14 protein-coding genes and 1 pseudogene are annotated in these 16,951 nt (G+C 74.0%); 7 read left to right on the top strand and 8 right to left on the bottom strand.

The features are described 5' to 3' along the window. Window positions 1-547 precede the first annotated feature (547 nt). Window positions 548-1,756 (bottom strand): annotated as a pseudogene (locus OG294_RS33710) (MFS transporter); the annotation flags it as partial. 56 nt (window positions 1,757-1,812) lie between these two features. Here OG294_RS33710 and OG294_RS33705 point away from each other — a divergent pair. Then, window positions 1,813-2,370, top strand: a complete 558-nt coding sequence (locus tag OG294_RS33705; protein WP_327070340.1) for a CGNR zinc finger domain-containing protein — start codon at window positions 1,813-1,815, stop codon at window positions 2,368-2,370. A gap of 20 nt (window positions 2,371-2,390) precedes the next feature. Here OG294_RS33705 and OG294_RS33700 read toward each other — a convergent pair whose 3' ends face one another. Further along, a complete protein-coding gene (locus tag OG294_RS33700) occupies window positions 2,391-2,792 on the bottom strand; it encodes an SHOCT domain-containing protein (RefSeq protein WP_327070339.1) in 402 nt (133 codons plus the stop codon). Window positions 2,793-3,060: 268 nt separating this feature from the next. Between OG294_RS33700 and OG294_RS33695 the strand changes: the two genes are divergently transcribed. Both OG294_RS33695 and OG294_RS33690 read left to right on the top strand, forming a co-directional pair. After that, entirely contained in the window at window positions 3,061-5,739 is a 2,679-nt protein-coding gene (locus OG294_RS33695) for a glycoside hydrolase family 31 protein (RefSeq protein ID WP_327070338.1), read from the top strand. Window positions 5,740-5,900: 161 nt separating this feature from the next. Then, a complete protein-coding gene (locus tag OG294_RS33690) occupies window positions 5,901-7,736 on the top strand; it encodes a SpoIIE family protein phosphatase (RefSeq protein ID WP_327070337.1) in 1,836 nt (611 codons plus the stop codon). A gap of 6 nt (window positions 7,737-7,742) precedes the next feature. On the opposite strand, the gene OG294_RS33685 is transcribed toward OG294_RS33690, so the two are convergent. From OG294_RS33685 to OG294_RS33670, 4 genes are all read right to left on the bottom strand, one after another. Next, entirely contained in the window at window positions 7,743-7,973 is a 231-nt protein-coding gene (locus tag OG294_RS33685; protein ID WP_327070336.1) for a hypothetical protein, read from the bottom strand. Between the two features lie 71 nt (window positions 7,974-8,044). Then, on the bottom strand, window positions 8,045-9,022 hold the full coding sequence (locus OG294_RS33680; protein ID WP_327070335.1) for an ABC transporter substrate-binding protein: 978 nt from the start codon (window positions 9,020-9,022) through the stop codon (window positions 8,045-8,047). Between the two features lie 22 nt (window positions 9,023-9,044). Then, complete coding sequence (locus OG294_RS33675; RefSeq protein WP_327070334.1) at window positions 9,045-10,061, bottom strand: ABC transporter permease; 1,017 nt, start codon at window positions 10,059-10,061, stop codon at window positions 9,045-9,047. Further along, entirely contained in the window at window positions 10,058-10,825 is a 768-nt protein-coding gene (locus OG294_RS33670) for an ATP-binding cassette domain-containing protein (protein WP_327070333.1), read from the bottom strand. The genes OG294_RS33675 and OG294_RS33670 overlap by 4 nt, the downstream gene beginning before the upstream one ends. Before the next feature lie 209 nt (window positions 10,826-11,034). Between OG294_RS33670 and OG294_RS33665 the strand changes: the two genes are divergently transcribed. Beyond that, window positions 11,035-12,078, top strand: a complete 1,044-nt coding sequence (locus tag OG294_RS33665; RefSeq protein WP_327070332.1) for a LacI family DNA-binding transcriptional regulator — start codon at window positions 11,035-11,037, stop codon at window positions 12,076-12,078. Window positions 12,079-12,115: 37 nt separating this feature from the next. Here the strand turns inward: OG294_RS33665 and OG294_RS33660 are convergent, their stop codons facing one another. Then, the gene (locus tag OG294_RS33660) at window positions 12,116-12,625 is read right to left on the bottom strand and encodes a histidine kinase (RefSeq protein ID WP_327070331.1); all 510 of its coding nucleotides are present in this window, start codon (window positions 12,623-12,625) and stop codon (window positions 12,116-12,118) included. 195 nt (window positions 12,626-12,820) lie between these two features. Between OG294_RS33660 and lnt the strand changes: the two genes are divergently transcribed. Continuing rightward, window positions 12,821-14,377, top strand: a complete 1,557-nt coding sequence (gene lnt / locus OG294_RS33655) for an apolipoprotein N-acyltransferase (RefSeq protein ID WP_327070330.1) — start codon at window positions 12,821-12,823, stop codon at window positions 14,375-14,377. 6 nt (window positions 14,378-14,383) lie between these two features. On the opposite strand, the gene ligD is transcribed toward lnt, so the two are convergent. After that, window positions 14,384-15,418, bottom strand: coding sequence for a non-homologous end-joining DNA ligase (ligD, locus tag OG294_RS33650; protein WP_327070329.1), 1,035 nt, complete (start codon window positions 15,416-15,418; stop codon window positions 14,384-14,386). Window positions 15,419-15,475: 57 nt separating this feature from the next. Between ligD and OG294_RS33645 the strand changes: the two genes are divergently transcribed. Continuing rightward, entirely contained in the window at window positions 15,476-16,573 is a 1,098-nt protein-coding gene (locus OG294_RS33645) for an ATP-dependent DNA ligase (protein WP_327070328.1), read from the top strand. Window positions 16,574-16,627: 54 nt separating this feature from the next. Further along, window positions 16,628-16,861, top strand: coding sequence for a DUF3040 domain-containing protein (locus OG294_RS33640; protein ID WP_327070327.1), 234 nt, complete (start codon window positions 16,628-16,630; stop codon window positions 16,859-16,861). Window positions 16,862-16,951 lie beyond the last annotated feature (90 nt).

Here is a 16,951-nt window from a genome sequence, read left to right as displayed (position 1 = left end):
TCCTGCTGGTCCTGCGGCAGATGCGCGGCGGCAAGCTCGACCTGGCGGGTCTGGTACTGCCGGTCGTGATGGTCGGCGCCACCGCCGTCTTCTACCTGCGCCCGTTCCCGACCGCCGGCGGCGACCTCACCCTCGAGCTCGTCCTCGGGGGCACGGGGGTGCTGCTCGGCACGCTGGCCGGGCTGGCCACCCGGGTCTGGCGCACCCAGGAGGGCGTCTTCGCCAAGGCGGGCCTGTGGGCGGCGATCCTGTGGGTCGGCGGCATCGGCGCCCGGATCGCCTTCGTGCTGTGCAGCGAGCACACCGGCTTCGGCGACCAGGTGACCCGGTTCAGCATCGACCAGCACATCACCGGCCAGCAGGCCTGGGTCTGCGCGTTCGTGCTGATGGCGCTGGGCGAGGCCGTCGCCCGCCTGGTGACGATCCGGGTGCGCGCCCTGACCGCCCGCACCGAGTCCCGCCCGCTCGCCGCCCGCGTCGCCTGACGACCGGACGCCCCCCACGGCCCGCTGCCGCCGTTCGGACCCCCGACGGCGCCGCAGCGGGCCGCGAGCAGGTGGAGGCCGGCACCGGCCAGCAGCGCGGCGGTCGGCGAACGGGCGGCGAGGGGTCCGGCCAGGCCCGCGCCGAGCGCGAAGCCGGTGAGCTTCAGGCTGGCGCCGGTGGTGAAGAGCCGCCCCCGCAGCGCCTCGGGCGCCTCCCGGTGCCGGATCGCGAAGAGCGCGGTGAGCTGCGGCCCCTCCGCCGCACCGACGAGCACCACGGCGGCCACCAGCGCCACCGCCGAGCCGGTCGCCGCCAGCAGCAGCGCCCCGGCCTGGAGCACGGGGGCGAGCCGCAGCACCGTCTCCGGAGCCGGGGCCCAGCGCGCCCCGGGCACCCGCGCGAGCAGGGCGTTGGCGGCCAGCGCCGCCACCGCGATACCGGAGAGCAGCACCGCTCCGTCGCCGGCCCCGCCCAGCACCCGCTCGCCCAGCAACGGCACACAGGCCACCAGCACCCCCTGCCCGGCACAGGAGACCACCGAGCCGAGCGTCGCACGGGCCAGCACCCGGCTGTGCGTGATCGCCCGGACCCCGGCGGCAAGCTCGCCCACCAGCGAACCCGTCGAGCCGGTCGAACTCGCCAAGCGCGTCAAGTCCGCCAAGCCCGTCGAGCCGGTCCCAGCGGCCGCCCGCCGCGCCGCCGGCAGCCCCCACGCCGCGGGCACCGCCAGGCAGATCAGCGCGACCGCCACCGCCCCGGCCAGCGGCGCGCCGCACACCCCCGCCACCGTCCCGGGCAGCACAGGGCCGGCCAGGCTCGCGACGTCGAAGGTCATCGCGTCCAGCGCGGTCGCCCGCGACAGCCCGGCCGCCGCGACCACGCCCGGCAGCTGCGCCGTCCAGCCGCCGGACAGTGCCGGCCCCAGCAGCCCGGCCGGCACCGCGATCAGCGCGGTGACCAGCAGCGGCAGCCGTCCCAGGCTCAGCAACGCGGCCGCCAGCGCGCCCGCGTAGAGCGCGAGGGCCCCGGCCAGCAGCCGGCCCGGGCGGGCCGCGCGGTCGAGCAGCACCCCGAGGACCGGCCCGCCGACCGCCGCGGCGACCGTGAGGGCGGCCAGCAGCGCCGAGGCCGCGCCGGCCGACCTGGTGGCGGCCAGGCCCGCGAGCAGCAGGGCCGGTCCTGACATCTCGTCACCGGTCCTGGCCAGCGCCGCACCGACGAGATAGCCGGGAGTACCGAGGCGGGCACGGGGCACATCGCGCTTCTCCATGCGCGGCACGGTACGCAGGTAACGCAAAACTTCGCCACCTGCGTTACATTGACCCGATGCTCCCCACCCCCGCCGACTGGTCCGCCCGGCACTCCGTGACCGCCGTCGCCCGCCGCACCGTCGCGCTGGTCAACGCGCTGACCGGCGAGCCCACGAGCTCGGCCGCCCAGGTCGCCGCGGTGCTGCGGGAGCACGGCGAACCCGAGCCCGTCGAGCTCACCGCCGCCGACCTGGACGAGCTGCGCGCCGCCGCACTGCTGCTCCGCGAGGTCTTCGCCGCCGCGGACGTGGACGGTGCCGCCACCGCCCTCAACCGCCTGCTGGCCGCCCACACCGGGCGCCTGCGGCTCACCTCGCACGACGGCGGCACCCCCTGGCACCCGCACGTCGACGGCTCGGACGACGGACCGTGGGGCGCCTGGCTGCTGACCTCCGGCTGCCTGGCGCTGACCGTCCTGGTCTGGGACCGCCAGCGGCCGCCCGGCGGCCTGTGCTCCTCGCCCGGCTGCGGCAACGTCTACCTCACCCAGGGCAGCGGCCAGACCCGCCGCTACTGCTCGCGCCGCTGCGCGACCCGCGAACGCGTCGCGGCCCACCGCCGCAGCCGCCCCTGAGCGCCGGCTGCGCCTCGGCGTCAGCCCGTCGGCGCCGCGCCCCCGGGCCCACCCGGGCCGCCCGCGCCGTCACCCGCGCCCCCGGCCCCGCCCGCGCCGTCACCCCTGCCCCCACCCGCGCCGGGCCCGCGCAGCGTGCCCAGCCGTCGCAGGTACTCCTCCTCGTCGATCTCGCCGCGCGCATACCGCTCCCCCAGGATGCGCTCCGCCTCGCCGCCGCCCGCCCGGCCCGGCCAGGGGCCGCCGACCGCGGCGCCCGCCCCGGCACCGGACACGTGGTGCCGGTGGGTCGCGATGGTCCGGTACAGCATCACGATCAGCACGACGAGCAGTACCAGCAGCACGAACCCGCCGATCGAGAAGATCCAGAAACCGGCGTGCCAGCCGCCGATTCCCCCGTGGTGATAGCGGTGGAAGAACATCACGCGCCACCTCTCCGACCTCGCTCCCGAGGCCGTCCGCGCCGCACCCCCCGCTGGTCGAAACGCTTCCAGTGTGCTCCTGCTCCATGAGATTCCCTCTCAGAAAGCTGCGCGTTTCTGCTCACTACGCCATTGAGCGCGCAGAAACGCACTGCTAGGGTCAGCCCACGGCCGGTGGCTCGCCCAGCACACCGCCCACAGCCGTGTCATGGCCGCGCCACCTGGCTCCCGCACCAGCGCCCATCCCTCCACTCCTCTGGACGGCTGTATGCGATCGCGCCGAACACCCCACCGCACCCCTCCCCGCAGACTCCGCCGGGCCCGCACCGCCTCGCTGGCCGCCGTGCTCGGCGTGCTCTGCGCACTGCTCGGCGGCCAGGTCGCCGCCCACGCGGACACCACCTCCGGCGGCACCCTCGCCCTGAGCGGCTCGCACACCCTCAGCTGGCAGAGCCCGGTCTTCGCCAAGGGCTCGGTCGCCGACCCGGCGCACTGCCCGAGCCAGGCGCAGGACCCGCAGGGCCTGACCTGCGGCCGCTACGACCTGACCGTCGACGTCCCCGCCTCCTACTGGTCGGGCAACCCGGACGGCGGCGTCCCGCTCTCCGTCCAATGGCCCGACCAGAACAACGACTTCGACCTCTACGTCTACGACTCCACCGGCCACGAGGTCGCCGAGAGCGCCAGCTCCGCCGACCCGGAGGCGACGGTGATCCCGAACGCCTCCGGCACCTACCACGTGCTGGTGGTCCCGTACGCGGTGACCGACTCCGGCTTCACGCTGACCGCGAGCATCCCGCAGGCCACCACGGTGGGCGCCGCCACCGCGCTGAAGCACGACGGCAACGGCTACCTGATCCAGGCCGGCGCCGCCCGCGCCCGGGTGGACTTCACCGCCGAGGACGTCTTCCGCCTCCAGCTGGCCCCGGACGGCACCTTCACCGACCCGCCGGGCAAGGAGATGGTGCCCGACCCGCCGGCCGCGATCGCCGGCACCCACGAGTTCGACGCCGGCACCTACTGGGGGATCGCCTCCAAGGACCTGGTGCTGCGGGCCTACAAGAGCCCGCTGCGCTTCGCCCTCTACAAGTCCGACAACCGCACCGTCGTCTGGCAGGAGACCCGCGGCCTGACGTGGACCCAGGACGCGATGCAGCAGACCCTGGCCCGCGGCCCGCAGGAGCAGTTCTACGGCGCCGGCGAGCAGAACGGCAGCTTCTCGCACCGCGACCAGCAGGTGCACGTGGCCAACAGCTTCAACTGGAACGAGGGCGGCTACAACAACTCCCAGCCGTTCTACCTCTCCAGCGCCGGCTACGGCGTCTTCCGCGACACCTTCGCCCCGGGCCTGTACGACTTCGCCGACCCGGTGACCACCTCCGCCCAGGAGCGCCGCTTCGACGGCTACTTCTTCTACGGCCCGGACCTCAAGAAGATCATCGGCCAGTACACCGACCTGGTCGGCAAGCCCTTCATGCCCCCGGTCTACGGCCTGGAGCCGGGCGACTCGGACTGCTACCTGCACAACGCCAACCGCGGCGACCGGCACACCCTGGACGCGCTCAAGGTCGCCGACGGCTACACCCAGAACCAGACCCCGCTCGGCTGGATGCTGGTCAACGACGGCTACGGCTGCGGCTACGAGGACCTCGCGCAGACCGGCCAGGGCCTGCGCGACCACCACATGCAGCTGGGCCTGTGGACCTCCACCGGCCTGCCCAACCAGGGCGAGGAGGTGAAGGCGGGCGTACGGGTCCGCAAGCTGGACGTCGGCTGGGTCGGCCCCGGCTACCAGTTCGCGCTGGACGGCTGCCAGAGCGCCAAGGACGGGATCGAGCAGAACAGCGACGCGCGCGGCTTCGTCTGGCTGCCGGTCTCCTGGGCCGGCGTGCAGCGCTGCGGCGTGGTCTGGAGCGGTGACCAGACCGGCAACGACGACTACCTGAAGTGGCAGATCCCCACCTACGCGGGCGCCACCATGTCCGGCATCGCCTACGACACCGGTGACGTGGGCGGCATCTTCGGCAGCGATCCCCAGGTCGAGACCCGCGACCTGGAGTGGAAGACCTTCATCCCGACCATCATGACCATGGACGGGTGGGCCGCCAGCGACAAGCAGCCCTGGCAGTTCGGGGCGCCGTACACCGCGATCAACAACCGCTACCTGCAGCTCAAGGAGCAACTGCTGCCGTACTTCTACACGCTGGCCGCCCAGGCGCACCAGAGCGGCGTGGGGCCGGTGCGCCCGCTGGTGCTCGACTACCCGAACGACCCGAACACCTGGGGCGACGCGGCCACGTACGAGTTCCTGTCCGGTGACGACTTCCTGGTCGCGCCGGTCTACGACGGCTCGCAGACCCGCAGCGGGATCTATCTGCCCAAGGGCACCTGGGTGGACTACTGGTCCGGCAGGACCTATCAGGGCCCCACCACGATCAACGACTACCAGGCGCCGCTGGACACCCTGCCGCTCTTCGTCAAGGCGGGCTCCGTCGTGCCGATGTGGCCCAAGGGCACGCTCTCCTGGCAGACCCGGGACACCGGAAGGCTGGGCTACGACATCTACGCCCAGGGCCAGTCCGACTACACCCTCTACGAGGACGACGGCACCACCCGGGCCTACCAGCAGGGCGCCAGCGCCACCCAGCACGTCACCGTCCACGCGCTGGGCCAGGGCCGCGGCGTGACCGAGGTGAACGTCGGCCCGAGCGTGGGCAGCTACACCGGCAAGCCGGCGGCGCGCTCCTACGACTTCAGCGTGCACGTGGGCGCCGCGCCCGCCGTGGTGCTGCTGGACGGCCGTCCGCTGGCCCGCTCCGGGGCGGCGGACGGCAGCAGCTGGAGCTACGACGCGACGGCGGGCGTGGTGCACGTGACCACGCCGAAGGAGTCGACCAGCGGCTCGTTCTCGCTGCTGCTGGCGGGCGCGGGCGGCCTGGCCGGCTGACCCCGCCGCACTGTCCCCGTGCCGCCGGGCACCACCCCGTGGGGTGCCCGGCGGCACGCTGCTATCGATGGGATGATCGGACTGAGGAACGTCCCAGACGCCGCCCCCACCCTGGCAGCCACACCCGGCGCACCCCGCGCCGCCGAGCCGGCAGGAGGACCATGGCCGACCGCCAGCCACGCTCCTTCGACGGGCCCGGGCAGACCGGCCGCGACCCCCCGATCGCCTTCCTCGACGACGACCAGGCCCGGCGGCTGCTGGCCGAACTGGCCTGCGGCTGCGACGACCACCGCGACGAGTTCGACGTCCTGCTCACCGACTACCACCTCGCCCGCCAGGTCCTGGACGGGGCCATGGTGGGCATCGCCGTCTTCGACACCGAGCTGCGCTACCGCTACGTCAACCGGACCTTGGCGGAGATCAACGGGGTCCCCGCCGAGGAGCACACCGGGCGCCGGATGGCCGAGGTGATCCCGGGGATCAACGTCGACGCCGCCGAGAGCGCGCTCCTGGCGGTGCTGGCCGACGGCGAGCCGCGCACCCACATCGTGGAGGGCACCACCCCCTCGGGGCCGCCCACCGAGCCGCGCTGGTGGCACAACGCCTACCACCGCCTGGACAGCGAGGCCGGGACACCGCTGGGCGCGGTGGCCATGGTGCTGGAGATCACCGAGGACCGCCGGATCCGCCAGGCGCTGGACCGGGCCCGCACCCGGCTGGCGCTGCTGGACGAGGCGGCCACCCGGATCGGCACCACGCTCGACGTCGAGCAGGCCTCCAAGGAGCTCACCCGACTGCTGGTCCCGCAGCTGGCGGACGTCGCACTGGTCGACGTCCTGGAGCCCGGCCGCCGCTTCGCCGACTTCCCGGAGCCCGGCGCGCTGGCCATGCGCCGGCTCGCGCTGAGCAGCACCCCCGAGCTGGTCGGCACCGGCGCCACGGTCGGCGGCGCGGGCGCGCTGATCGAGCCCCAGGCGGGCTCCGCGGCCGCCCGCTGCGTGCTCGACCGGGCACCGGTCGTGCTCAACTTCCCGACCGACGAGGAGATCCGCACCTCCGCCACCAACGCCGAACGGGTCGCCCTCTACCGGCGGCTGGGCCTGCACTCGGCGGTCTACGTGCCGCTCACCGCGAGCGGCACGGTGATCGGCGTGGTGCTGCTGGCCCGCGCCGGCCGCTCGCCCGGCTTCAGCCCGGACGAGGTCGCGCTGATGGTCGAACTGGCCAGCCGGGCCGGCTCCAGCATCAGCAACGCCCAGCGCTACTCGCACGAGCACGCCTCCACGCTGGCCCTGCAACGGGCGCTGCTGGCCGAGCCGATGCGCCCGCACCCCGACGTCGAGAGCTGCGGCCGCTACCTGCCGGCCGGGGCCAGCGCCGAGGTGGGCGGCGACTGGTACGACACGGTGGCGCTACCGGGCGGCCGGACCCTGCTGGTGGTCGGCGACGTGATGGGCCACGGCCTGGACGCCGCCGCGACCATGAGCGAGTACCGCACCCTGGTGCGCGCGCTGGCGCTGCAGCGCCGCTCGCCGGCCGGGATCCTGCGGGAGGCCGAGCGCATCGTCGCGGCGCAGGGCCAGGAGCGGGTGGCGACCTGCGTGCTGGCGCTGCTCGACCCGGCCGCGCGGTCCTGCACCTACGCCAGCGCCGGCCACCTGCCGCCGCTGCTGCTGGCCCCGGGCGACCGGGCCCGGCTGCTGCGGCTGCCGGTCGCCCCGCCGCTGGGCGTGGACGTGGGCGGCCACCAGCAGCTCATCCTGCCGTTCGCCCCCGGTGCCACGCTGCTGCTCTACACCGACGGCCTGGTGGAGCGGCGCGACCGCGACATCGAGCAGTCGCTCGACGCGCTGGCCGCGCTCGCCCTGGACCCGACCGCGCCGCTGGAGCACCTGATCGACACCGCGCTGACCGGGCTGGGCGCCGGGCACGGCGAGGACGACGTGGCGGTGCTGGCCGCCCGGGTGGCGGACGGCCGGCCGCCACCGGGCCGCTGACCGGGCTCAGGCCTCGCCCGGGTGCCAGTTCGGCCACTCCCACGGGTGGTCCTGCCACTCCACCTGCTCGGAATCCTCCAGGTCCAGGCCCGGGAAGAGCCGGGCCGCCTCCGCTCGGAACTCCTGCCGGTCGACCGGCTCCCAGTCGTGGCCCTTGAACCGGACCAGGCGGTAGCGGTTGTCGCTGCCGAGCGGGGCGACCTCGACCAGCGGGTCGTGACTTCCATGTGTGTCCATAGCACCAGCGTGCGACAGCCACCGCGGTTCGTCCTGGCGGGGAGCCGCCAGAGGGACCTGGAAAGGCACGGTCAGGAGCTGCAGTCGCTCTTGTAGAGGAACCGGGCCACGCTGGGGTCGCCCACGTTGTCCCGGGTGATGCTGGCCAGGTCGGTCTGGATCGAGGGGGTGACCGGCTTCTTGGTGAGCGCGTCGACCAGCTGGTCGACCGCCTGCTGCCCGATCCCGTAGGGGTCCTGCGAGATCAGGGCGTCCACCGCGCCGCTCTTGAGCGCGGCGACCTGCTGCGGGCCGGCGTCGAAGGAGACCACCTTGATGCTGCCCTGCTTGCCCGCGTTCTTCAGGCCGGTGCCGACCCCCTCGCCGGTCTGCGAGTTGGCCGTGAAGATGCCCACCAGGTTCGGGTGGGCGGCGAGTTCGTCACCCACCGCGGAGGCGGCACCCTGCGCGGTGTCCCCCACCTGGCGGACGTCGTCGATCTTCAACCCGGGGTACTTGGCGGCGAGTTCCTGCTTGAAGCCCTGGATCCGGGCATTGGTGGTGGTCGTGGTCAGGTCGGGCGTGAGCACCACCACCTCTCCGGTTCCGTTGACCAGCTGGGCCATGGTGTCGGCCGCCTTCTGGCCGCCCTGGAGGTTGTTGGAGGAGATCCGGGTGACGCCGATCGAGCCGTCGGTCAGCGTGGTGTCGACGATCGCCACCTTGGTCCCGTTGTTCTGCAGGGTCCGGATCGGCCCCTGCAGCGAGTTCGGGTCCACCGGCGAGATCAGCACCCCGGCCGGCCGGGTGGCGGTCACGCTGGTCACCGAGCTGACCTGCTCCGGCACGCTCCACTCGGCCGAGCCGGTGGCGGTGAACTTCTCGCCGAGCTTGCCCGCCTCCGCCTGGGCGCCGCACTTCATGGTGATGTAGAACGGGTCGCCGGTGTTGCCAGCCACGAAGGCGATGGACTTGCCGCCCGCGCCCCCGCCGGAGCCGCCCGAGCTGCCACAGCCCGCCACCAGCGCCAGCAGGGCGACCGCGCCTACCGCCAGAATCCTTCTCTGCACCGTGAGTTCCACCTTTCTGGGATCATCGGTTGCTGCGTCTGCGCCGGCGCAACTGGTCGAAGTAGACGGCCAGGATCAGCACCGCGCCGACCGCCACGGTCTGCCAGAAGGACTGCACCTGGAGAATGGTGAAGCCGCTCTGCAGCACCGCGGGGATGAAGACGCCGATGACGGTGCCGATCACCGTGCCGACACCGCCGAACAGGCTGGTACCGCCGAGCACCACGGCGGCGATGGCGTTCAGGTTGTCCTGGGCGCCGCTGGTCAGCGTGGTGCTGCTGTAGTGCGCGAGGTTGAGCACGCCCGCCAGCCCGGAGAGCAGGCCGGACAGCGCGTAGACCTTGATCAGGTGCCGGTCCACCCGGATGCCGACCCGGCCGGCCGCCTCCTCGTTGGAGCCCACCGCCCGGGTGTAGCGGCCGAACCGGGTGGTGTTCAGCGCGAGCGTCGCCAGCGCGACCACCAGCACCGCCACCACGATCAGCCAGGGGATGCCGAACACACTGCCGCTGCCCACCGAATTGGCTAGCGAGGCCGGCACGTTGCCGACGTCCACACCGTGCGTGAGGATCTGCGCCAGGCCGAGCGCGATGCCCAGCGTGCCCAGCGTGACGATCAGCGGCGGAACCTTCGCCTTGGCCACCCAGAAGCCGTTGAAGACTCCCCAGACCAGCCCGGCGAGCAGCCCCGCGGCCACGCCGGCCAGCACGACCCCGATGCCCGGGTTCGGCCCCGCGTCCAGCCCGTTCATCGTCCGGACCGCGACGACGCCGGAGAAGATGAGCACCGAGCCGACCGACAGGTCGATGCCGGAGGTGACGATCACGAAGGTCTGGCCGACCGCGAGCACCACCAGGATGGCCGACTCGACGGCGATGGACTTGAACTCGAAGGTGGTGGCGAAGGCGTTCGGGCGCAGCGCCGAGAACACCGCCACCAGGACGAGCAGGACCAGGAAGGTCCACAGGGTGTTCTGGCCCCTGGCCCGCTGCCAGAGCAGCGCGAGGGCATGGTCCACCGGCGCCGGGCCTTTGCTCATGTCTCCTCCTCCTCGGTCGCCAGCGCCCCGGTCATCGCGGCCACCAGTTCGTCCAGCGTGGTCTCCGCCGCCTGGAAGCGCGCCACCCGCCGCCCCAGCCGCAGCACTTCGACCCGGTCGGCGACCGAGAGCACCTCGGGCATGTTGTGGCTGATCAGCACCGTGGACACGCCCCGGTCGCGGACCCGCCGGATCAGGTCGAGCACCCGCCCGCGCTGGAGCACGCCGAGCGCGGCGGTCGGCTCGTCCATGAAGACCACCCGGGAGGCCCAGGCCACCGAGCGGGCGATCGCCACGCTCTGCCGCTGGCCCCCCGAGAGGGTGGCCACCGGCGCGTCGATGTCCTTGAGCTCGACGCCGAGTTCGGCGAAGGCGGCCACCGAGTGCTCGCGCATCCCGCGCTTGTCCAGCACCCCGAACGCGCCCAGCAGCCCGGGGCGCAGGCGCTCGCGGCCGAGGAAGAGGTTGGCGGCGGCATCCAGGTCGGCGGCCAGCGCCAGGTCCTGGTAGACCGTCTCGATGCCCAGGCGCTGGGCGTCCCGCGGGCCGGCGAAGGAGACCGGGCGGCCGTCCAGCAGGATCTCGCCCTCGTCCGGAGCCACCGCGCCCACCAGGGTCTTGACCAGGGTGGACTTGCCCGCACCGTTGTCACCGATGAGCGCGACCACCTCGCCCGGGTACACGGTGAAACCCGCTCCGCGCAGTGCTTCCACCTGGCCGTAGGTCTTCCACAGGCCTCGTGCGTCGAGTAGCGGTTCGGTCATTCCTACCTCCGCCCTGACAACGTTGTCGCCTCTGGCATGAACTCATGGCGGTCGATCACCGTCAAGACTCCGAACCGAAGAAACGGCCGTCAATATCGCTTCGTAACACGCGAGTTCAGCAACTTACCGTCCGCCTGGGCACTACCTATACTGCGCTGGCAACGTTGTCAGAGCCGTCATGTCCACCGCACTCGGAAGGCGGCAGCTCCATGCCTGCACGTCAGGCGCGCCCCGCCGCGGAGCCGGCCGGGCGGTCCACCATGAAGGACGTCGCCGCCGCGGCGGGCGTCGGCGTCAAGACCGTCTCCCGGGTGGTGAACGAGGAGTCCGGGGTCACCGCGGCCACCGCGGCCCGGGTCCGCGAGGCCATCGAGGCACTCGGCTACCGGCGCAACGACGGGGCCCGGCTGCTGCGTCAGGGGCTGCGCACCGGCAGCGTCGGCCTGGTGCTGGAGGACCTCGCCGACCCGTTCTACGCGCCGCTGTGCCGGGCGGTGGAGGAAGTCGCCCGCCGGCACGGCTCGTTGCTCTTCTCCGGCTCCTCCGCCCAGCAGCCGCAGCGCGAACGCGACCTCGCGCTCGCCTTCTGCGCCCGCCGGGTGGACGGGCTGATCCTGGTGCCGACCGGCACCGACCAGGGCTACCTGCTGCCCGAGCAGGCGGCTGGCACCCCGATCGTCTGCGTCGACCGACCGGCCTGCGGCCTGGTGGCCGACACCGTGCTGAGTGCCAACGCGCGCGGCGCCCGCGAGGGCATCGAGCACCTGCTGCGCCAGGGGCACCGCCGGATCGGCTTCCTGGGCGACGCCCCCGAGATCCACACCGCCACCGAACGGCTGCGCGGCTACCGCGCGGCGCTGGCCGCGGCCCGGCTGCCGGCCCGCGAGAGCTGGGTGTCGATGAGCGCGCCCGAACCGGCCCGGATCCGCCTGGCGCTCCAGCGGATGCTCGCGGGCCGCTGGCCGGTCAGCGCCCTGCTGTGCGGCAACAACCGGATCACCGTCGCCGTGCTGCGCGAGCTGGCCGGGCTGCCGCACCGGCCCGCCCTGGTCGGCTTCGACGACTTCGAGCTCGCCGACCTGCTCACCGTGCCGGTCACCGTGGTGGCCCAGGACCCGGCCCGACTCGGGCGCACCGCCGCCGAGTTGCTCTTCGCCCGACTGGCCGGCGAGCACGGCCCGGCGCAGCGGATCGAGCTGCCGACCCGACTGATCCCGCGCGGCTCCGGCGAACTACCGGTGCGCTACGCCTGATCCACGCCCGACCACGCCCCATACATCTGACGAGTCGTCAGTTCTTCCCGCCCTGGGCCTCGTCCGCCGCCTGCTCGGCGGCCCGTACCTCGGCCGCCACCTCCTCGGCCGGCCGGCGCACCAGCTGACCGCCGTGCCGCTCGGCGAGCTCGTCCGCGGGCCGCTGGTCGTGCTCGTGCAGCTCGACGATCAGCATCGCGTGCCCCTCCGCCAGGTCGCGGCTGTAGACCAGCAGGCCCTCGGCCCCCTCCTGGAACTGCTTCAGCTCGGCGGCCCCGCCGAGCACCGTGCCGGCCGTCCAGCCGAGCAGCACCCCCACCGGCCCGCCCAGCAGACCGAGCAGCCCGCCGACGATCCCGGTGGCGACCGTCGGCGTCCCGGCCCCGCGCACCCAGCTCTCCGGCGTGTCGAGCAGTCCCTCGGCCGAGCGCCGCAGCACGGCCGCCTGCCGCGCCCCGGGCAGTTCCTTCGCCTCGGCGAAGGCGGCCAGCGCGGCGGCCGGGTCGGCGAAGGTGACGAAGAGCATGGTGTGGGCGTCGTCCGACATGGGGTCGTCCTCTCCGGAGCTGTGCGGCGCACGGGAGCCGTACCGCGCACGCTGGGGTCTGTCCGGTCGATCCTGCTCGGCAAGATCGGCTGGACAGACCCTAAGCGCCGCGCCCGGGCGGGGCGCGGTGCGACACGCGCGACCCAAGGGGCCGCCGTGGTAGTGCCGAGGGGTGTGTGCGCGGACAATCAGCGCATGTCGCTCCGTGCCGCGCTCAGCGTCCCCGCCCGCTACGGCTGCCTCGTCGCGGGCATGTTCCCGGTGCTCGCCTTCCCCTCGCTCGACCTGGAGCCGCTGGCCTGGGTCGCCCTGGTCCCCGGCCTGCTCCTGCTGCGCGCCGCGCCCAGCGCCCGGGAGGCGGCGGTGCGCGGCTGGTGGTTCGGCACCGGCTTCGTGCTGGCCGCGATGTACTGGCTGCTGCCCAGCGTGGGCCCGGCGCTGCCGCTGATCGCGGTGGTCTTCGGCGTGCTGCAGAGCGGCTTCGGCGTGGCCGCCCGGGCGCTGCTGCGACCGGCGCTGACGGCGCGTCGAGCGCTGGCCGCACTGGTTCTGCTACCGGCCGTCTGGGTGGTGGCGGAGTTCGCCCGCTCCTGGCAGGCGCTCGGCGGCCCCTGGGCGCTGCTCGGCGCCACCCAGTGGCAGCACCCCACCGTGCTGGCGCTGGCCTCGATCGGCGGCATCTGGCTGGTCAGCGCCGCGGTGGTGGCGGTCAACACCGCCGTGCTGCTGGTGCTGGTGGCCGAGCGCACGGCGCTGCGTGCGCTGGGCGCAGGCGCTGCGGCGGCCCTGCTGCTCGCCGGCCCCGCCGCCTTCGCGCTGACCCCGGCCCCGGTCGCGGTGCGCACCGCCACCCTGGCGCTGGTCCAGCCGGGCACCAGCCCCGACGGCGCCTCCCGCCTCGGTGCCTCGGCCGCACTCACCAGCGCCCTCACCGACCAGCCCGACCTGGTGGTCTGGGGCGAGAGCAGCGTCACCACCGACCTGTCCCGGGACACCGCCGCACTCTCGCGGCTGCGCGCGCTGGCGGCGGCCGGCCACACCGAGCTCCTGGTCAACGAGGACGCCCGGAAGGCCGACGGACACATCTCCAAGGACGCCGTACTGCTGGACGCGACCGGCATCCAGGCCCGGTACGCCAAGATGCGCCTGGTCCCGTTCGGCGAGTACATCCCGTTCCGCGCGGCGCTCGGCTGGCTGACGGGGATCAGCAAGGCAGCCGCCGAGAACCGCACCCCCGGCCACAGCTTCCACCTCTTCGAACCCGTCGACCGCTCCGGGCGCCCGCTGCCCACCGGGGTGCTGATCTGCTTCGAGTCGGCCTTCCCCGACCTGTCCAGGACCGCCACCCTGCAGGGCGCGCAGCTGCTCGTCTACCAGTCGGCCACCTCCACCTTCCAGCACACCTGGGCCCCGGAGCAGCACGCCTCCCTGGCCGCACTGCGCGCCGCCGAGACCGGTCGCCCGGTGGTGCAGGCCGCGCTCACCGGCGTATCGGTGGCCTTCGACCCGCAGGGCCGCGAGCTGGCCAGGTACGGCACCGGGCAGCGCGGCACGCTCACCGTCCAGCTCGGCCTGCCCGACCCGCGGGTGCGCACCGTCTACGACCGGATCGGCGACGTGGTGCCCTGGTCGGCGGTGGCGCTCAGCCTCGGCGCGGCCGGCTGTGCCCTGCGCCCGGGCCGCCCGCGCCGCGCCGCCACCGCCCCGGCCGGCGAGGGCGCCGAGCAGCCCGCCACCGCGAGCCGCACCTAGCCCCGTCTACGGCGTGTCCGGCGGCGTGTCCGGCGGATCGTGCCGGGCCCGGCTCGGCTGCACCCGCGGCGGCTCGCCCGGCGCCTTCGGGTGGTCGGGCGGGTAGGGCATCTCGCCCAGCCCCTCGTCCCGTTCCTGACGCTCCGCCAGCTCCAGCACCGCCTCCAACCCGAAGGCGTGCTCGTCCAGTTCGGCGTACGGATCGCCCAGCTCGGCCAGCCGCGCGGGCACCGTGCGCAGCGTGAAGTCGCCGGGCGCCGCCGCGTCCAGCTCCGTCCAGTGCAGCGGGGTCGAGACGGTCGCCTCGGGCCGCGGGCGCAGCGAGTAGGGCGAGGCGATGGTGCGGTCGCGGGCCATCTGGTTGTAGTCGACGAAGACCCGCCGGCCCCGCTCCTCCTTCCACCAGTGCGTGGTGACCTGGTCCGGCATCCGCCGCTCCAGCGCCCGACCGAGCGCGATCGCGCAGCGCCGCACCTCGGCGAAGGTCCACTCGGGGCGGATCGGCACGTAGACGTGCAGGCCGCGCCCGCCGGAGGTCTTGGGCCAGCCGGTCAGCCCGCACTCCGCCAGCACCTCGCGCAGCTGGTGCGCGGCGCGCACCGCGTCCGTGAAGTCGGTGCCGGGCTGCGGGTCGAGGTCCAGGCGCAGCTCGTCGGGCCGGTCGGTGTCGGGGCGGCGCACCGGCCAGGGGTGGAAGGTCAGGCAGCCGAGGTTGGCCGCCCAGAGCACGGCGGCCGGCTCGCCCGGGCAGATCTCGTCCGCGAACCGCCCGCTGGGGAACGCGATCCGCGCCGTGGGCAGCCAGTCGGGCGTGTTCTTCGGGGCCCGCTTCTGGTAGAAGAACTCGCCCTCCACCCCGTCCGGGAACCGCTGCAGCGTGGTCGGCCGGTCCCGCAGCCCGCGCAGCACCGCCTCGCCGACCGCCTGGTAGTACTGCGCGACGTCCAGCTTGGTGTACCCGGGGCCCGGGTAGTAGACCTTGCCGGGGTTGGACAGCTTGACGCTCCGCCCCCCGACCTCCAGCTGCACCGATTCGCCCATGTCTCCACGCTAGGTGCACGCGCTGCGGGGCGCGCGGGGGTGACGCAGGATCAGTGCATGGACCTTCCCGTGATGCCGCCCGTGCAGCCGATGCTCGCCAAGGCGGTCGACGAGATCCCCGCCGGCATGCACTACGAGGCCAAGTGGGACGGCTTCCGGGCGATCGTCTTCCGGGACGGCGACGAGGTGGAGGTGCTCAGCCGCACGGGCAAGTCGCTGGCCCGCTACTTCCCCGAGCTGCTGGAGGCCTGCCGCGCCGAGCTGCCGGCCCGCTGCGTGCTGGACGGCGAGATCGTGCTGGCGCACGACGGCCGGCTGCACTTCGAGGAGCTGCAGGAGCGGATCCACCCCGCGGCCTCCCGGGTGCGCAAGCTCGCCGCCGAGCACCCGGTCACCTTCATCGCCTTCGACCTGCTCGCACTGGACGACCAGGCGCTGACCGAGCAGCCGCTCTCCGTGCGCCGCCCCGCGCTGGTGCGCGCCCTCGCGGACGCCGGGCCCTGGGTGCACGTCGCGCCGGCCACCCGGGACCGCGAGCTGGCCGGCACCTGGTTCACCCGGTTCGAGGGCGCGGGGCTGGACGGCATCGTGGCCAAGCCGCTGGCGGAGCCGTACCGCCCGGGGGTCCGTTCGATGTTCAAGATCAAGCACGGCCGCACCGCCGACTGCGTGGTGGCCGGCTACCGCGAGCACAAGGACGGCCAGGGCGTCGGCTCCCTGCTGCTGGGCCTGTACGACGCGGCGGGCACGCTCCAGCACGTCGGCGTCTGCGCCTCCTTCACCGCCGCCCGCCGCCGCGAGCTGGCCGCCGAACTGGCCCCGCTGCGGCTGACCGATCCCGCCGGGCACCCGTGGGCCGCCTGGACCGAGGAGAGCGCGCACGAGGCGAGCCGGATGCCCGGTGCCCCCAGCCGGTGGAGCAGCGGCAAGGCCGGCCAGGCCGCCAAGGACGCCACCTGGGTCGCGCTCCGCCCTGAGCGGGTCTGCGAGGTCGCGTACGATCACATGGAAGGGACCCGGTTCCGGCACACCACCCGCTTCCAGCGCTGGCGCCCCGACCGGACCCCGCGAAGCTGCGACTACGGCCAGCTGGAGGAGCCGGTCGGCTACCACCTGGCGCAGCTGCTGGACGACGGCAGGTCGCCGGACCGGTGACGCGCGAGGACGTACCACCTGGCGCGGCACCCGAAGGGACAGCAGGTGAGGATCATGGTCCTGTCACGGCACGAGGCTCGGGAGAGCCGGCGGATCGAGGCGCGGCTGACGGCCGAGGACCCACAGCTGGCCCGCCGCTTCGAACAGTGGCGCCGCAGCCGCGAGCGAGTCGCGGAGGCCGCCGCCCTGGCCACCGGGCGCGGCGTGGAGAACCCGCTGGACGACTCCGCCACCCGGCTGCGGCGCCTGTGGCACGAGCTGCTGCGCGGCCGGATCCCGCTCCCCTAGAGCCTCTCCCCCGGGCCACCGGATCCCCCGATCGGGCGCACCCGCGCGCCCGCGCCGCCCGGCGGACCGTTCGTTTTGGCACCATCGACT

Origin of the sequence: Kitasatospora sp. NBC_01302 (genome assembly GCF_035976515.1) — a bacterium.
In the GTDB taxonomy this organism is placed as follows: Bacteria; Actinomycetota; Actinomycetes; order Streptomycetales; family Streptomycetaceae; genus Kitasatospora.
This window is presented reverse-complemented; position numbering and strand designations above follow the sequence as displayed.